We start from the raw sequence: 17,695 nt of genomic DNA on the forward strand, positions 1-17,695 counted from the left end.
ATGCCGAACTCAGAAGTGAAACGCCGTAGCGCCGATGGTAGTGTGGGGTCTCCCCATGCGAGAGTAGGGAACTGCCAGGCATCAAATAAGCAAGAGCCCAGTCGAAAGACTGGGCTTTTTTGCGTCTGTAATCGGGAAAACACTCATACGTCCGCAGGATTTTGCGCTGAGACAAGGCGGCAAGGGAGGTTATGAAGGAGCCTACTTCAGTATGTGACTGAACTAACCGAGTGCGGCCAACGCGGTATCAGGGGAAAGCTAAAAGGCTACAAACAAAACCCCAGTCTGACGACTGGGGTTTCCATGCTTTGCTGTTATAAGTCTTCCCGGCAAGGGAGCAATAATTATTTACGCCAGTAACCCTTTGAAAATACGTCCTGCTGTAGTTCATGAATAACGATACGTACTTTCTCATTATCATGGAATCCATCGACTACAGAGTGGGTTACATCGCCGTAATGGGTAATAATCAGGTGGCTTTCTGGATAGATTTCTTTAACCCTGGCTCTCAGTTCAGAGGCATAGGCGTCATATTGTTGTTCAGAAAGTTTTGTAATATCGGTGTCAGCAAGATTGATTGTAATATCCATACACTGTTCCTCTGGCTAAACGCCTTTTCCAAAAAGGCGATAAATAAAAATCTGCGAGAATAGATAGTGGGTTTATACGTCGAAAAGGCGTACAGAATTCCATTCAGGCGTAAGGTACCCATCTGATTATAGGCGTATTTTCAGTACAGGAAGAGCGATCTTGTGTGATATGTGAGAAATAAATTCGCCGTTCGCTGAGAGGATCAATCGGTCTGCAAGGCTGGTCAGGGGGGCTGGATGAGAAGATTCTCTATTGAGTTAAGGCATTATAATAGACTGAGTCAGTGCTGTTTTACGGCTGGCAGAATGTAGTGGGTCAGTAATCCACTACATTCAAACAAATAACAGTATTCTTTCTATCAATTAACAGTATTAGAAATTATATTGTAACCCGACTCTATAACGAGTCTGTCTATCGCTACTATTTTTATTTACGCCAACGTTACCTACTTCTATATATGGGCTAAAAGACTTATTGAGTTTCCATAAGAAAGCTACGTTGTGCTCATAGTTTGTTTTCTTATTATTAAATTTAATTTGATCGCTATCCATCCAGGTGAAATTATAATCTATTTTTAGCAGATTGTTAGAATAGCCAAAAAAAGTATCAAAGCGATTTGTTTTTTCATCATCAACATTGTTCGCTGTTTTTCTGGCATAATCATAGCGATAACGCTCTGCAATATAGATACCAGAATCAAAGTTATATTGCATTCTTAAATAAGGCTTATAGATAGAGGTATCTGTACCACTTTCAAAAATAAATCCAGGCTGTAACACAATATTAGTAGTTAATTTATAATTATAGTTAATACCCAGCTCGATGGCATTAGTCACAACATCACTAAGAAACTTATCTTGTTCACCATTTACTCCACCAGATTTAACGCTGGCATCAACATAGAAACCTACACCGCCGGGTAATGTCTCAATAACTGCAATTCGGTCCTTATTTATTCTTGTCGAGTCCGCATACTCATGGCGAAAATCAAGTGTTGCAGCCTGTAGTGATGTTGTACAGGCAATAAGAGATCCTATACATAATAATGTATTATATTTTTTCATTTCCAGATACCTTGCCAATTAAATGATTTAAATAAGTTTTATTCTGTCGTTAATTTACCATCGACCATTTTAATGGTCGTCACCGATGATATCGGTTTGCCTTGATTATTTTCCCCGCCCAAAAGGTAAATATCATTGCCATAGTTAATGGAGACCCCATAGCCGGCAGGTTGTGCCATTTTCCCCAGATATTTCCACTGACCCTCTTGTAAACCATAGACTTCATCATGCCAGGTCTTTTTAAGTCCTTCATGGGAGTAATATTTATGATTCAGATAGTTTTCCTTTGCACCCGGGAAGTTAGCACCACCAGCTACCAGCAGCACACCGTTACTGACCCCAGAAAATGCACCAGCTAAACCTTCCTGGTATCTATCGCCAGGCAAAGGAGGAAGAGCATCGCTTGAGATCCATCTTATCTTAGCGTTTTCCAGTACCGCATAATGAACGCTATCGGTACGTAGCCCGGGTTTGATTTCACCATTGATCAGGATTATTTGATTGTCTTTATTAACTAATGATGATCCCGCTGTAGCATTGAATGGAAGTTCTCCTGGACTACCCCATTTATTCTCTTTAGCATTATAAATAAGAACCGTCTTGTTGAAGCGATAGTCTTCTGCTGGCTTATCAAAATATTGCTTAATAATTGTGTTTTTAGCCTTTTCATTGTCTTTATTATTCTCTATATCAAGCAAGTACTTATCAAAGATATCTTTATTCACACCGCCGATGATTAAGGCTGTATTACTATTAATATTAGTGCCAGTATGTCCAGTCAGGCCTACAGGTGCTTCAGTATTAACACGTTCCCAGCTATCTTTTTGCGGTGAATATTTATAGACATCACGTAATACTCTGAGTGTAGTTGAATTATTTTCTTTACCCACACCACCAAAAACAAAAAGATTACCATCGAGCATCATTGAAATAGGTTGATCACGAGATACACCCGGGAAATCTTTTATTTTTTTCCATGTCTTATCATTTTTTTTAAGGTCAAGCTTATACCATGCTGAACCAGCACTTCCCAGTCCAATATAAATTACTCCATTATCATCTATAGTACCTGTACCATTTTTTATAGGGACAGGGATTTCAGGTAAACTCTCTGCTTGAGCAGATGTGATGAAACAAGCCGAAATAAGAAAAGTTACTAAGCACATAGTTTTATTGAGCATCATAAAATTTAATCCTGTGACAGACATAAAACACCGATGGAGTAATGCTCCGTAGTTAGTGATCATTTGGTGTTTAATTCAACTCAATTTATTTCAAAATGTGATAGATAACAAAAATTAGTCAGATTAAAAAGAATCTGTTCCATCAGGTATCATCAGCTGCAGGTCTCCTGGTTGACCCTGTTCACAGTTTTTTCTTTTATCCCTTGATGTAGCATTGCTCCGAGGTGTATTATTTTTTGGAGTTTAGCTTCATTTGACAAGGGAAAGGTAAAGCAGAATGTCACTCATAACCCAGCTTGAACAAAATGCATGTGATAACGGGGCATTAATCGTATCCTGCCAGCCCATTCCTGAAAGCCCGATGGATAGGCCAGAAATTATTGCAGCAATGGCTCAGGCGGCTGTTTCTGCGGGTGCTATTGGTATCCGTATCGAAGGTATCGAAAATCTAAAGGTAGTTCGCCCGCTCATTCAGGTACCTATTATCGGTATCGTTAAACGCGAACTTGCTGATTCAGCTGTACGGATTACACCTTACCTGGAAGATATTGACGATTTGGCCAGTGCCGGAGCTGATATCATTGCCTTTGATGCTACATTCCGGCCTCGTCCAGTCGAGATAGTCCCTTTACTGGAACGTATTCGACACCATGGATTACTTGCGATGGCTGACTGTGCAACTGTTGAAGAGGGGCTTTCTTGTCAACGCCAGGGTGTCGAATTTATTGGCACCACGCTTTCGGGATATACCGGGCCTGTTACGCCAACCGATCCAGATTTGGATATGGTATTAGCGCTCAGCAAGGCTGGTTGTCGTGTAATTGCTGAAGGACGTTATAATTCTCCTTCATTGGCGGCAAGTGCAATGGATCATGGGGCATGGGCGGTAACGGTCGGTTCAGCGATAACGCGTATCGAACATATTTGCCATTGGTTTAGCGACGCAGTGAAACGTTAATTGGAGTGTCCTGTGAAAACACTGGCTATTGATATCGGTGGTACCAAGCTTGCGGCTGCGCTTATAGATGAAAACCATGAAATAACACAACGCAGAGAAATACCTACGCCAGGCAGCACTACCCCCGCCGATCTTGAGTATGCTCTGTCTTTCCTGGTTAAACCCTATAAGCATCTTGCCACCCGTGTTGCGGTAGCTTCGACGGGTATTATTGATAAGGGTATTCTGACGGCGTTGAATCCGGATAATCTGGGGGGACTGAATGCTTTTCCACTTCAGTCAATAATAGAAGCGCTCACCGGATTGCCTTGTAGCTTATTGAATGATGCACAAGCAGCGGCTTGGGCTGAATATTCCCGGCTATCAACAGATATCCAGAATATGGTGTTCATAACAATATCTACCGGTGTCGGTGGCGGTGTTGTTATTAATGGGAAATTATTAACCGGGTCCCATGCTTTTGCCGGCCATCTTGGCCATTGTCAGGCTGATCCCCTGGGGCCGCTTTGTGGCTGTGGGCGAACTGGGTGCGTTGAAGCTATTGCCTCTGGTCGAGCCATTGCTGCTGCCGCCAGGCAGGATCTTCTGGGTAAAGACGCCAGAGCTATTTTTCTCGCGGCACAATCTGGCCATCAGCATGCACAGCAACTTGTGACTCGTTCCGCCCAGGCTATCTGTCAGTTAATCGCTAACCTTAAAGCACTCCTGGATATTGAATGTGTCGTACTGGGCGGGAGTATTGGCCTGGCACTAAATTATCGCGAGCAAGTTGAGATGCTATTAACTCAATTACCACCTGCTTTTCATGTTCCTATTATCTCGGCTCATTTTCAGCATGATGCCGGTTTGATGGGCGCAGCATTATGGCTGAGCGATGAAGATTAAATCACTAAAATAGTATTTTATGATTAATTTATTTGTCTTCGACAGCGAAATAATAAAATAGGGCGTAATGGCTGCTCTTTTTATTATTAACTCTGGATATTTATTTCTCATCCATATGACAGAAATATAAATATTGTATAATTACAAGCGAATGGTGACACCATGATTTTAGGTAAAATATCACATCTGGATAAACAGACGGGCCTCTGTGAAACATTGGTTAATATCATCAAACGGGCACTTACGTTTCAACCAGAAACTCTCGACGCAGGGCGTTATGAGATTGAGGGCGATACTGTATTTATGAACGTAATGACCTTCGATACCCTGAAGTATGATACTAAGCGCTATGAACAGCATCGAGAATATCTGGATATACAGATATTACTGAGCGGAAGCGAACGTATTGATTTTGGTCCGCTGGATGCCGCCGTTGAACCGGATACTTACCACCAGGATGACGACTATCAGCTTTGTGATGTTGTCGAACCGGTGCAGTCACTCACCATGGAACCCGGCATGCTTGCAGTATTTTTTCCCGGCGAACCTCATAAACCTGGTTGTATCAGCAAGGTTGAGCAAACGATCACTAAGGTAGTCATTAAAGTACATCACCGCTGTCTTTAGCTATCTCATCATTAGTACTATTCAAAACGAGACTATACTTCTCGCAATGCGGTGTAAGCTCTTCCCCTCTTGCTTACATCGCGCTTTTTTTCTCACCCTAAACCGGGTAGGCTATGGACTATTCGGTATCGCCTATTTTTAACGTCAGAATGACTTATTATCAGGAGATCTATGCCTCCTCAATCCCCACGTCTTAAACCCGGAAAAATACTTGATACGCTTGGCGCGATGCAAAATAGCCTGACGCGCGCCGCTCAGCGTATCTCCCAATATATTCTGACGTCTCCTCGCCATGCGACTCAGCTATCAATTGCTGAATTATCGCGTGAGACACAAGCAGGGGAAGCAACGATTATTCGTTTTTGTCGAACGCTAGGATATAAGGGATTCCATGAGTTTAAAATGGATCTTGCCATTGAGCTTGCGACGGCAGAACCCAATAATAGTAGCCCTATGCTGGATGCTGAAATCAGCACCTCGGACGACGCCCATACTATTGGTTTAAAACTACAAAATACGATTAATAACGTACTGTCTGAAACGCTCAACTTACTGGATATGGTGCAAGTGGGTAAAGTGGTTGATGCCTTACGTGCCAGCAACTCGGTGTATATTTTTGGCGTCGGGTCGTCAGGAATAACGGCCGAAGATATGAAACATAAATTGATGCGTATAGGTTTACGGGTTGATGCTGTGACTAATAATCACTTTATGTATATGCAGGCAGCATTATTAAAAGCAGGCGATGTCGCTATCGCTATCAGCCACTCAGGTGAGTCGCAAGAAACTGTGCATACATTAAAACTGGCCAGGCAGGGCGGCGCGACAACTGTCGCACTCACTCATAATCTTGGCTCGCCGCTCAGCGAAGTTGCAGATTTTTGTCTGATCAACGGTAATCGGCAGGGAATGTTGCAGGGGGATTCTATCGGAACCAAAACTGCGCAACTTTTTGTGCTCGACTTGCTGTACACCTTATTAGTTCAGGCTGCGCCAGAACAGGCGCGGGAGAGTAAGTTACGCACTATGTCGGCGCTTAACTTATCCTGACAGGATAAACAAAGATAACCCGGGTCTGGCCCGGGTTATTTGTAAACCAAACCTTCATGTTTACTACTTACTGTCTACGGCGGTATTTACCTGATTGCCTTTAGTGATTGCTCCGCTAAAAGGTTTACCATCAATAGCATCATGTGTGCGGAGCGCTTCCGGACGGATCCAGCGTTGTACGCGTGATGGCATATCCAGACCAATGAGCAGGATAACAACGAAGGTCAGTCCGAAGGATAGTGAGCCAAGTGCTGTGCCAAGATCCAGACGTTGGGCTACCAGCGCTCCAAGTATTGGTGCAATCGCTCCGCCTAATGCGCCGACGTTATAGGTAAAGCCCAGGCCCGCCGCGCGCTGATCGGTATCGAAGTATCCACCAATCAATTTAGGTAATATCCCCGCAATACCTTGACCAAGAACTTGTTGGAAGAACAACAGTCCGCCCAGCAACCACAGATTTTCACCACCGATTGCAAATACTGGAATAATCAAGAATTGTGATGCTAGCAGGCTGTAGACATAAGCCTTACGCGTTCCTACCCAGTCACCTAAGAAACCGCCAACAATACAGCCGACCGCAGCGCCAAAGCCGCTAAAGGAGAGCACACGAGCAACTTCAGTTGGATCATATCCCAAGTCTGTTTTTAAATAGGTCGGGAGCAGCGCCTGGATTGGCCAGGAGTAGAGAAAAGCAAAGAGCACGATAATCATCAGCATCACGCCAGTAGGCCAGCGGTTTCCGGTACTTTGCACCATATAGCTAATAAAGATAGCTGCGCATATTAATCCCAGAATCGTGATGATTAAAGGGTTACTCACTCCGCCAGCAAAGCAGAACCACAATGCTGCCGCAGCAATTGCTGTTGTAGCTATGTTGATAGTTGCTTTTTTGCCATGATAAAGAATATCTACCATGGTGCGAACTGGGGTTTTCTCTGCCTGGCGTTTCTTCCAGTCTTCGGCTTCGGGAATATTTTTCCGTAACCAAAGTGCAAAAACGATAGGTAAAATACCGATGAAAAATAGCGAACGCCAGCCCCAGACAGGGACAACAACACTGTATACCTGAGCTGCGACAACCGCACCGACCGAAAAGCCTGAGATCAAAAAGCCACTTGCTTTATTACGTAAATGTTTAGGCCAACTTTCAATAACATAGGTGGCGCTGGAACCATATTCTCCCGCCATACCTATACCGATAACCAAGCGCGCGATAAACAGCGCGGTATAGCCCGGTGCCAGACCACAGGCGAGCGTACCCAATGAGAAGAGAACAATACTGGTAATCATTGCCAGGCGACGACCATATTTGTCTGCCATCGCGCCGATCATTAATCCGCCAAACCAGCGTGAGATAAAAGCGGCTGAAATTAACGTTGCTGCTTCTACCGTTGTTAAACCAAATTCGACCTTAATATCAGTCAATACCAAAGCAATAAGAACAAAGTCGAATCCATCCAGTAAATAACCAATCCATGCTGCGGAAAATGCACGCCATTGTGATTTATTTATACTTTTATACCAGACAGTACTGTTTTTTATGGTACTCATCCTGCTCTCCTGTAACGAGCAATGTGTGTAACGAGATAGAAGGTGGATAATCTTTCCGATGAAAACTACATCCTGAAATTATTTTTGGAGTCAAACTCCACTGAAACATATATTGAATAACTAAAACTCCGCAAGAGCGTATTAGATTATTTGTGAACATGGTCAAAAATGATGAAAAGTTTTCACAAACAGAGACTTCTAATCATCATTGCATTCAATTGCTTACAGATGGGTCTTTAAAAATATATAAAACATACGGTTATCTTATGCTTATAGCTTCGTTAATGTGGTTTTCCTCACACTTTACCGAATTGCTTTTTGAACGGGCAGAGGCGGAGTTGCAACCGGTGATAAATGGTTCTAGTATGGAGTGTAATTTCATTCCATTTTAAATTTAGAAGTAAAGCACCGAAGAGGCTGATATGGAAAAACTGACAGGTTTGATTGCTGCACCACATACTCCTTTTAACGCTGATAGCAGCGTTAACTATCCTGTGATTGATCAGATTGCTGAGCATCTTGTGGCTCAAAAAGTAACGGGTGTTTACGTTTGCGGAACCACCGGAGAGGGTATCCATTGCTCTGTTGAAGAGCGTAAAAAAATTGCTGAGCGCTGGGTAAAAGCAAGTCAGGGAAAACTGAGTATCACGCTACATACCGGAGCGCTGAGTATTGCTGATTCCCTTGAGTTGAGCCGACATGCAGAGACGCTGGATATTTTTGCCACCTCAGTGATTGGGCCATGCTTCTTTAAGCCCGGTAATGTTGAAGACCTGGTTGAATATTGCCGAATTAACGCTGAGGCTGCACCTTCAAAAGGCTTTTATTACTACCACTCAGGTATGTCGGGTTTAAGCATCGATATGGAACAATTTCTGTTGCTGGCAGGTGAGCGTATTCCAAACCTGACAGGTATGAAATTTAACTCCAGTGACATGTATGAATATCAGCGCTGTTTACGTGTTAATAACGGCCAGTTTGATATTCCATTCGGTGTCGATGAGTTCTTACCTGCCGGGCTAGCATGTGGTGCAACAGGCGCTGTTGGTAGTACCTACAACTATGCGGCACCGTTATACCATCGCCTGATAGATAGCTTTAATCGTGGCGATATGAAGGACGTCGCGGCTTGTATGGATAAAGTCATAGCGATTATCCGCGTACTGGTGCAATACGGTGGTGTTGCGGCCGGGAAAGTCGCCATGCAGTTACATGGTATCGATGCAGGAGATCCTCGTCGTCCATTACGCCCGATGACTAGCGAGCAGAAAAAAGCAGCGATTGAGGCATTTATGGCGGCTGATTTTATATAATTTTCTTGCATATAACTATTCTCCATTACGGGATTTTACTGCGGTAAAATCCCGCTTTTAAGTCGATTATATTTAAAACTAATAAACTCTTTAGGGCGTTTTTCTGTACGGCCTTTATGAATTAATAAGTGAGTGTTGCAAATAATAAATTTAAATAATAATAGTCACTAAGGAACCGCCAATGTTAATAAAATTATTCCCCTGGTATCGAGAAATAACACCCCCTCAAAAAAAAGCACTATTTTCTGCATGGCTAGGTTATGTTTTTGATGGTTTCGACTTTATGCTGATCTTTTATATTATGCACTTAATTAAAGTTGATCTCGGTCTCAATAATATGGAAGGTGCGTTTCTCGCGACTGCGGCATTTATTGGTCGGCCATTCGGTGGTGCAGTATTTGGCCTGCTGGCTGATAAATTTGGTCGCAAGCCGCTAATGATGTGGTCGATAGTTGTCTATTCAGTAGGTACAGGGCTAAGCGGCATGGCGATGGGCGCTTATACTCTGGTAGCATGTCGGTTTATTGTCGGAATGGGAATGGCGGGTGAATATGCCTGCGCTTCAACTTATGCGGTTGAAAGCTGGCCAAAACATTTGAAAGCGAAAGCCAGCGCCTTTCTGGTCAGTGGGTTTGGTATCGGTAATATTCTTGCTGCCTATTTTATGCCAGCCTTCGCCGAACACTACGGCTGGCGTAATGCCTTCTTTGTCGGACTTCTCCCCGTTCTGTTAGTCTTTTATATTCGTTCAAAATCCCCCGAGTCCAGAGAGTGGGAAGAAGCTCAGAAGCAAAAACAGGGTAAGCCGGTACAAGGCTCCTGGCAGGTTTTTTCCTCTGCGATAAAAGGGCTATTTAACGGCGCTCAGCTACCGTTGACTGGTGTTGTTTTTCTTATCTTGTTTGCTATTTTTGGTGCTAACTGGCCGATTTTTGGATTGCTTCCCGGCTATCTCGTGGAGGCCAATTTTGATACCAAAGTTGTTTCTAACCTCATGACTGCAGCCGCTCTGGGTACGGTTATAGGTAATATCTGCTGGGGGCTGCTGGCCGATAAAATTGGCCTGAAAAAAACATTCTCGATAGGGTTACTGGCTTCCTTTATTTTTATTTTCCCACTGTTTCATATTCCTCAGGATAACTATTTCTTACTGGGTACCTGCTTGTTTGGGCTCATGGCTACCAATGTTGGCGTCGGTGGGCTGGTGCCTAAATTATTATATGACTACTTTCCACTTGAAGTACGCGGATTAGGCGTCGGGTTAATCTACAATCTGGCGGCAACATCCGGAACATTTAATTCAATGGCTGCAACCTATATTGGTGTTTATTTCGGATTAGGTTCTGCATTAACTTTCGTTGTAGCGTTCTGGACAGCAACAATTTTAATTATTCTTGGTTTTTCTATTCCGGATATATTAAAAGCCCGTCGGGAACGAATTTATCTTAGTAAAGCTAAAAAAATATCTGTTGAAGAAGCCTAAGCTTAACGAATTAAATACCGAGGGTATAATAAATGACAAGATATGGTGTAGTCGGTACAGGGTATTTTGGTGCCGATCTGGCCCGGATAATGAGTCAGGTTAAAAATGCAAAAGTCACTGCCGTATATGATCCTGAAAATGCGGCAGCGATAGCCGAAGAACTTAATTGTGTTGCCACCGCAACTATGGAAGAGCTTTGCTCTCGTGAAGACGTTGATTGTGTCATTGTTGCTTCACCCAATAATCAGCATAAAGAGCCGGTGCTGGCAGCGGCTAAAAATGGCAAACATGTCTTTTGTGAAAAGCCGATTGCTCTTAACTATCACGATTGCAAAGAGATGGTTGATGCCTGTAAAAGTGCGGGTGTCACCTTTATGGCAGGCCATGTGATGAATTTCTTTAACGGTGTTCGGCATGCCAAAGAGTTAATAAAAAAAGGCGTTATCGGCGATATTCTGACTATTGATACTAAGCGTAATGGGTGGGAGGAAGCACAGGCAACGATTTCATGGAAAAAGATCCGTGCTAAATCGGGCGGTCATTTGTATCACCATATTCATGAATTAGATTGCGTACTGTTTTTAATGGATGAAGTCCCTGAGACTGTCTCTATGTCGGCGGGGAATGTTGCGCACAATAGCGAAGGTTTTGGTGATGAAGATGACGTTATTTTTATTACCTGTGAATTTCACAGCGGCCGCTTTGCTACGTTGCAATGGGGGTCAGCTTTCCATTACCCGGAACATTACGTCTTGATTCAGGGAACGAAAGGTGCGATTCGTATTGATATGCAAGATACTGCGGGAACCCTGTATCTTGAAGGTAAAAAGACGCCTTTCCTGGTCCATCAAACCCAGGAAGAGGACGACGATCGCCGAGCCTCGAATCAATCTAACGAAATGGATGGTGCTATCGCTTATGGTAAACCCGGTAAACGCACGCCAATGTGGCTGTTTTCTATTATGCAGCTGGAAATGCAGTATCTGCACAACATCATCAATGGTATGGAGCCCGATGAAGAGTTCGTCAAACTCTTAACTGGAGAAGCCGCCACTGCCGTTATTGCGACGGCAGATGCTGCAACGCGTTCAGCAAATGAAGGTAGCAAAGTGAAGGTTACCGATATTACGGGTTAAGATTATTTATCAATAATGCTTCTGTTATATCGCCTGCGGCTCTCTGCCGTGGGCGGTTAACCTTTATCACTTACCGCTGGTACAGATTGTCATTCCGGTTAGATTGCTTTGCCGCCTCCTTGTATTCACAATAATACCGCTTTCGACCCTATTGCGTGGATGCGCTTTTAGCTGCAAAGTTAAACGCTATCTTAGTTAATTTTTGGCCGTCGATTTTTTAAGGTTTATATACTGTGATCACCGTAAGTTTAACCAGCCAACTGATCCACCAAATTTCTTTATCACTTCCCCTGTTTATACTCATTGGTGCAGGTTACGGACTAGGACGTTTTTCAGGCTGGCCGATAAGCGTGAATGAAGGGCTTAACCGCTTATGTTTTAACGTTGTTATACCCTGCATGCTATTTACCGTAATGAGCGGATTTTACAAAACACCACCGGTTAACTTCGGGCTGCTGGTTGCCTATTTTGGTGGGTGTTTTATCGTCTATGCTATAGGACGAGTCGTTGCGAGACGTTTTTTTAATATCGACCCTGTCTCCTCCTCAGTCTTTGCTCTGGGCGGAATATTTTCCAACAATGTTATGTTAGGTATACCTATTGCCACGTTACTACTGGGACCGCAGGCATTACCTTCTATTGCACTGGTACTGATTTTTAACAGTTTGATTCTATGGACGCTGGTGACGGCATCGGTAGAGTGGGCGCGTAGCGGGCATTTTTCTCTACAGGGCGTATTGAAAACCCTTATCAGCGTTTTTAAAAATCCCATCATCATCGGCATTATTTCAGGCATGCTCTGGAGCCTGCTGCATCGGCCATTACCTTATGTTATCGAGGAGCCCATGAGCATGGTTGCAGGCATGGCGGTACCACTTTCTCTTATTTCATTGGGTATGAGTTTATCACGCTACAACATTCGTGATGGGCTACGGGAAAGTTATGCGATTTGCCTGTTAAAACTGGTCGTACAGCCGCTGGTTATCGCTATTATTGCCCTTGCCATCGGCCTGCCTGCTGCTGAAGCCAAGGTTGTGGTTCTGTTAGGATCTATGGCTATCGGGATTAATGTATATCTGATGGCGCAGAAGTTTGGCGTTATGCAGGGAGCGACGGCAACCAGTACCCTGTTTACTACCGCGCTCTCAGCCCTGACTACGCCATTATTAATGATGCTGATGACGCAGTTTTATCCCTGAGTGAGAGGGGGATTGAGTACCTCAACCCTCTACTGACAGGTTAAGTGCTTTTTCCAATCACCAGTTCATAAGGGATATAGGTTTTATGTGGCATCAATGTGTCGGCAGAGGAATTATCCAGCTGGCGGAACAATAGTTCAGAAGCAATAATTCCGGACTGTTTATAATCGTAGGCCAGAGTTGTTAGCTTCGGATTATAAAACTGCGCTAAGGTTCCGCCGCCGACACCGCAGATACTGATATCTTCAGGAACGCGTAAACCGATTGAGAATAAATAGCTCATCGCCCCGATAGCCATTTTGTCACTGGCAGCAAAGATGGCATCAGGCATGACCGTATTATTTTCCATAATCTGACGACAGGCGACAAAACCACTTTGATGGGTAAAGTCACCTTTGGCGAATAACCCCGGGTCAGGCGTCAGGTTTTGTTCTTTTAGTGCATCGCAGTAGCCTTTATGTCGCAGAACGCCTACTGAAATATCCCATTCATCGACACCAATAAAAGCAATACGTTGTTTGCCCGTCGCCAGAAGGTGCTGAGCCATTTCTTTAGTGGCATGGTACTCATCAAACAATACACAGGGAATATCTTCAGGAGATTCCTGGCCGATGATGACGACGGGAATGCCGAGTTTTCTAAATTTTTTCTGATGTTCAGCCGTTAATAATGTGGCGATAAAAATAATACCGTCGACCTGTTTTTCTTTAAACACATCGAGAAAGGCTAACTCTTTTTTCACCTGATGATCGGTATTACCTAGCAGCAAGCTATAACCTTTAGCGCTGAAAAACTGATCAATACCCGAGACGTTTTCCCCGGAAGAGGTGGCATTAATCTTCGGTAAAATCACCCCAATGGTATGACTCTTTTTTGAGTGAAGCGCTTTGGCAAATGCATTGGGCCTGTAGCCGGTTTCTTCCAGCACTTTAAGAATACGTGTTTTGACTTCATCTTTGACGTATCCCGAGGAGTTAATCACTCGGGATACGCTGGAAGGAGAGGTATTCGCTAGCTTTGAAATCTCTTTAATATTCACTGACGTCTCTTATTGAATGATACCGTCCTGTTTTAAGCTGAAAAAGTCCAGAGACCTTAAATGACAGGATGTATCACTTTCAAAATAAATACCGGTTGACGCTGCATCCGGGAACAGGCGGCTACTGAAGACCTCTGCCCCCTGGTTGATAAAGATTTCCAGCGACGACTTATCCATATAGATAACGAGTTCCAGGGATTCAAGACTTTCTACCTGGCACTGACGTACGCCACCTTCACCTGACCCAGCATGGTTTCTGTCTAATGTAATGATTTTCTGCTGCGGATCAATCTGCAGCAAGATATATTGGTCTCGCCCATTACTGCGTAATTTTAACGACAGACAGGATTGTAAGTTAATGAATTCTGTCCGCAACTCATAACAGTCACCTGCTACGCCATCAAGCGTTAATTCTCCTTCAAAAATCAGCTCCTGATGAGCGATATGTGACTGACGCAGCGCGGCTAACTCAGCCACCGGGGTCTGAAACAGCTTATTACCCCGTATCCTTAACTCACGTGGCAGAGTCATCTGATGTATCCAGCCATAGTCGACGGTAGGCTGGTCATTTTTTTCAGGCAGTCCCATCCAGGCAAGCATAATTCGTCTTCCCTGTTCGTCCTCAAAGCTTTGCGGAGCATAGAATTCAAAGCCCCGGTCTAACTCTTCAAAGTGTTGGGTAGAGAACTGTACATCCTCGGTACTAAGAGAACCGATTAGATATCCGGACTGATAGATATTCTGGTACTTCATTCCCTCAGGCTCTAAACCCTGTGGGGATGCGAGCATGACCCAACGCTGATTTAAAGAAAAAAGATCAGGACACTCCCACATATAACCGAAGTCATCAAATGGCGGGATCCCGCCGCCTGCAATCGGGCCTAAGCATTGCCATTCGATTAAATTATCTGAGCGATAGAGTAACACCCGACCCTGTAGTGCTTCTGTTTGTGCACCTAGTACCGCGTACCAGACAGACTCCGATTTCCAGATTTTAGGATCACGAAAATGTGCGGTATAACCCGCAGGTTGTCCGTCAATAATAATGCCGACTTTTTCAAAATCGATGCCATTCTTACTTCTGGCTAAACACTGGCTGCTTGCCCGGTATTGCTGTTCTGGCCCGTATTTTAAATTCCCGGTATAGAACAAATAGAGTTCATCATTATGGATAAAAGCACTACCTGAATAGCAGCCATTGGCATCATAGCTGGCATCGGGTGCCAGAGCCGGGGGGACTTCTCGCCATTGTACTAAATCATCACTGATATAGTGGCCCCAATACTTTTGACTGTGATCGCAGGCAAAGGGGTTCCACTGGTAAAAAAAATGGTACTGGCCGTTAAATTGAATCAACCCATTTGGGTCATTTAACAATCCGGCTTTAGGTGAAATATGGTAAGCGGGTCTGAATGGGTCGCCAGAATCAACGGAATATTTGTCTATTACCTGCTGTGCATTTTCCAACCATTCATTTGCCATGATTTTATTACCTGATTTTATTTTCTGACAGAATATTAAAAATATTCTGTCAGTTATGAATAAGTGATTACAGATTAACTCATTAATTTAAATGAATTATTTACGCCTGCTGTTGGGGTTTGACCAGTAATTTAGTACAGAGCATACCGACCAGCATGGCGATGGCTATCATCAGAAGATACAGCCCCATGTTATGGCCTAAATAGGCTGGAATAGCGGGCAGGAAAGTCACACCCATTACTGGTGGAGCGATATGCATCAGCATGGCGAACACGCCAGCAACAGCCCCGCCAATCATGCCGGAAAGAAAGACTCTTGAATTGGTTAAGGTGACACCAAATAACAGTGGCTCTGTAATACCAAAGAAACAAGGTACGATGGATGAGAGTTTCAGCGCTTTCTCTTTTTTATCTTTTATTGATAAGGTAAAAGCGATAGCGGCTCCAGCTTGCCCGGCCATTGATGCGGTGATTAAGGCATTAAGTGGGTTGATGCCACCATTAGCTAATAAATTCAGTTCAACCACCATCAATGAGTGATGTAGCCCGGTTACGGTTAAGGCCTGTTGGGTTGCACCTAATATCCCGCCGCCAATCCCATACGGAAGATTAATAATAAAGTTGGCTGAGTTCATTACGCCATGTTCAACCATGGTAAAGATTGGGCCAATAATAAATAAAGCAGCGGCGGCACCAATGATAAGGGTTAAAAATGGGGTAAAGACCAAATCAACGACCGTTGGCATCCAGCGGCGGATCCAACGTTCAACGCTTGCGCCAAAAATACCAACAATCAAGGCGGGAATAATGGTGCCCTGATATCCTTGAATATGGAAGATACCGATTTTAAGTGCTTCTACGCCGCCGCTTGCCACCTGCCAGGCATTGGGCAGCATTGGGGCTACGAGCATCAGACCCAGCACCATTCCCACCACCGGAGTACCACCAAATCTTTTAAATGCTGACCAGACCACCAGGGCAGGCAAGAATATAAAGACGGTATCGGTGACGACTTGAGTCAGCACTAAAACATCGGGCGATAACTCAAGACCCATTTGCTCTGCAAATCCGCGGACGCCCATAAAGAGCCCGGTGGCGACCAGAACAGGGATTAAAGGAATAAAGACATCGGCTAAAGCACGAATGATTTTTTGAAACCAATTCATATTTTTATAAGCCGACTCTTTAACAGATTCTTTTGATCCGGGAAGATCTTTGGTCATCAAATCATAGATCGTATCAACAAAACCGGTACCTAAGATTATCTGGTGCTGGCCGGACTGATAGAAGTATCCCTTTACTTTTTCTATACTTTTTATCGTATCAGCAGAGACTAAATCGTTGTTTTTTACCACAATACGTAACCGGGTCGCGCAGTGTTCAAGCGCAACAATATTGTCTTTACCGCCAATGGCAGTAAGGATCTCTTGCGTTATTTTTTCATTCATTTGTGGCGTACCTCAATATGTGAAAAGCTTTTCACATACCATAGTATGAAAAGCTTTTCACATGGTAAGAAAAGATCGTAAAACTGAGAGAACCATCGCAGTTTTAATTGCTTCAGAACAATGAGGGTAGTGTGAACGACAGCGAGGGTCGTGACTGGAGGACTGTGTTTAATTGTCTTGAGTACGATTCTAATCAATAATATTGCTACTTTATCTGGGATATTCCTCAGTTCGAAGTAATATTAAAACAGTTTAACTTCCGATACTCTTTGTTACACGAGTCATATCACTTTAAGGTAATTGAAATGAAAAAATCTCCCCGTCGCCATCTCCGCCTACTGGTTATCATTATGCTGGTCGCTATGCTGGCAGTCATGATCGAGCAGATGGCATTTGCTGCCACCTTATAGCGGTGTAATAATAAATAGCTGTATTGCAGGGTAAGTTCGGATCAGTCAAAGGAGCTGGCTGATAGCATTTCAATTATGAGAAAATACGCCGTTATATTCTATGCAGGACTGACACGCTGTATTTTATAATCTACGTCTAGTTTATTACATGTACCAAGGTAAAATTAATAATATTTTCTGCGGATAGCGTTAGCTGTGTGGCATGTTATAGTTATTCAAGTTTTATGATAATAGCAATTGTTCTGTGTTGTTTAACTCCATCATAATTATTATCTC

15 protein-coding genes and 1 rRNA gene are annotated in these 17,695 nt (G+C 43.7%); 9 read left to right on the forward strand and 7 right to left on the reverse strand.

The annotated features are described in order from the left end of the window. Nucleotides 1–80, forward strand: a 5S ribosomal RNA gene (rrf, locus tag M2387_RS26025); the annotation flags it as partial. 264 nt (nt 81–344) lie between these two features. Here the strand turns inward: rrf and M2387_RS24415 are convergent. From M2387_RS24415 to M2387_RS24425, 3 genes are all read right to left on the reverse strand, one after another. Further along, nucleotides 345–590, reverse strand: coding sequence for a DinI family protein (locus M2387_RS24415; protein WP_259053220.1), 246 nt, complete (start codon nt 588–590; stop codon nt 345–347). A gap of 372 nt (nt 591–962) precedes the next feature. Further along, the gene (locus tag M2387_RS24420) at nt 963–1,655 is read right to left on the reverse strand and encodes an oligogalacturonate-specific porin KdgM family protein (RefSeq protein ID WP_409040401.1); all 693 of its coding nucleotides are present in this window, start codon (nt 1,653–1,655) and stop codon (nt 963–965) included. Between the two features lie 38 nt (nt 1,656–1,693). Next, nucleotides 1,694–2,839 (reverse strand): N-acetylneuraminate epimerase, encoded by a 1,146-nt coding sequence (locus tag M2387_RS24425; protein ID WP_259053221.1) that lies wholly within the window; start codon nt 2,837–2,839, stop codon nt 1,694–1,696. Nucleotides 2,840–3,116: 277 nt separating this feature from the next. Here M2387_RS24425 and M2387_RS24430 point away from each other — a divergent pair, with 277 nt between their 5' ends. The 4 genes from M2387_RS24430 (at nt 3,117) to M2387_RS24445 (ending at nt 6,359) form a co-directional block, all read left to right on the forward strand. Further along, entirely contained in the window at nt 3,117–3,797 is a 681-nt protein-coding gene (locus tag M2387_RS24430) for an N-acetylmannosamine-6-phosphate 2-epimerase (protein WP_259053222.1), read from the forward strand. A gap of 12 nt (nt 3,798–3,809) precedes the next feature. After that, nucleotides 3,810–4,682, forward strand: coding sequence for an N-acetylmannosamine kinase (gene nanK, locus M2387_RS24435; protein WP_259053223.1), 873 nt, complete (start codon nt 3,810–3,812; stop codon nt 4,680–4,682). Nucleotides 4,683–4,844: 162 nt separating this feature from the next. Further along, complete coding sequence (nanQ, locus tag M2387_RS24440) at nt 4,845–5,309, forward strand: N-acetylneuraminate anomerase (protein WP_259053224.1); 465 nt, start codon at nt 4,845–4,847, stop codon at nt 5,307–5,309. A gap of 171 nt (nt 5,310–5,480) precedes the next feature. Continuing rightward, nucleotides 5,481–6,359, forward strand: a complete 879-nt coding sequence (locus tag M2387_RS24445) for a MurR/RpiR family transcriptional regulator (RefSeq protein WP_259053226.1) — start codon at nt 5,481–5,483, stop codon at nt 6,357–6,359. Between the two features lie 63 nt (nt 6,360–6,422). On the opposite strand, the gene M2387_RS24450 is transcribed toward M2387_RS24445, so the two are convergent. Next, a complete protein-coding gene (locus M2387_RS24450; protein ID WP_409040404.1) occupies nt 6,423–7,910 on the reverse strand; it encodes an MFS transporter in 1,488 nt (495 codons plus the stop codon). A gap of 422 nt (nt 7,911–8,332) precedes the next feature. Between M2387_RS24450 and M2387_RS24455 the strand changes: the two genes are divergently transcribed. From M2387_RS24455 to M2387_RS24470, 4 genes are all read left to right on the forward strand, one after another. Then, the gene (locus M2387_RS24455; RefSeq protein ID WP_259053229.1) at nt 8,333–9,223 is read left to right on the forward strand and encodes a dihydrodipicolinate synthase family protein; all 891 of its coding nucleotides are present in this window, start codon (nt 8,333–8,335) and stop codon (nt 9,221–9,223) included. Nucleotides 9,224–9,404: 181 nt separating this feature from the next. Next, nucleotides 9,405–10,706, forward strand: coding sequence for an MFS transporter (locus M2387_RS24460; protein WP_259053231.1), 1,302 nt, complete (start codon nt 9,405–9,407; stop codon nt 10,704–10,706). A gap of 32 nt (nt 10,707–10,738) precedes the next feature. Beyond that, nucleotides 10,739–11,842, forward strand: a complete 1,104-nt coding sequence (locus M2387_RS24465; RefSeq protein WP_259053233.1) for a Gfo/Idh/MocA family protein — start codon at nt 10,739–10,741, stop codon at nt 11,840–11,842. A gap of 233 nt (nt 11,843–12,075) precedes the next feature. Further along, nucleotides 12,076–13,041, forward strand: coding sequence for an AEC family transporter (locus M2387_RS24470; protein ID WP_409040406.1), 966 nt, complete (start codon nt 12,076–12,078; stop codon nt 13,039–13,041). 40 nt (nt 13,042–13,081) lie between these two features. Here M2387_RS24470 and M2387_RS24475 read toward each other — a convergent pair whose 3' ends face one another. The 3 genes from M2387_RS24475 to M2387_RS24485 form a co-directional block, all read right to left on the reverse strand. Continuing rightward, nucleotides 13,082–14,080: a LacI family DNA-binding transcriptional regulator gene (locus tag M2387_RS24475; protein ID WP_259053235.1), complete on the reverse strand. Its 999-nt coding sequence runs from the start codon at nt 14,078–14,080 to the stop codon at nt 13,082–13,084. Nucleotides 14,081–14,089: 9 nt separating this feature from the next. Then, nucleotides 14,090–15,562: a glycoside hydrolase family 32 protein gene (locus M2387_RS24480; protein WP_259053237.1), complete on the reverse strand. Its 1,473-nt coding sequence runs from the start codon at nt 15,560–15,562 to the stop codon at nt 14,090–14,092. 100 nt (nt 15,563–15,662) lie between these two features. Continuing rightward, nucleotides 15,663–17,009, reverse strand: coding sequence for a PTS transporter subunit EIIC (locus M2387_RS24485; RefSeq protein WP_259053239.1), 1,347 nt, complete (start codon nt 17,007–17,009; stop codon nt 15,663–15,665). Nucleotides 17,010–17,695: the final 686 nt, after the last annotated feature.

The sequence above is a fragment of the Klebsiella sp. BIGb0407 genome (assembly GCF_024807845.1).
Taxonomy (GTDB): Bacteria; Pseudomonadota; Gammaproteobacteria; order Enterobacterales; family Enterobacteriaceae; genus JGM124.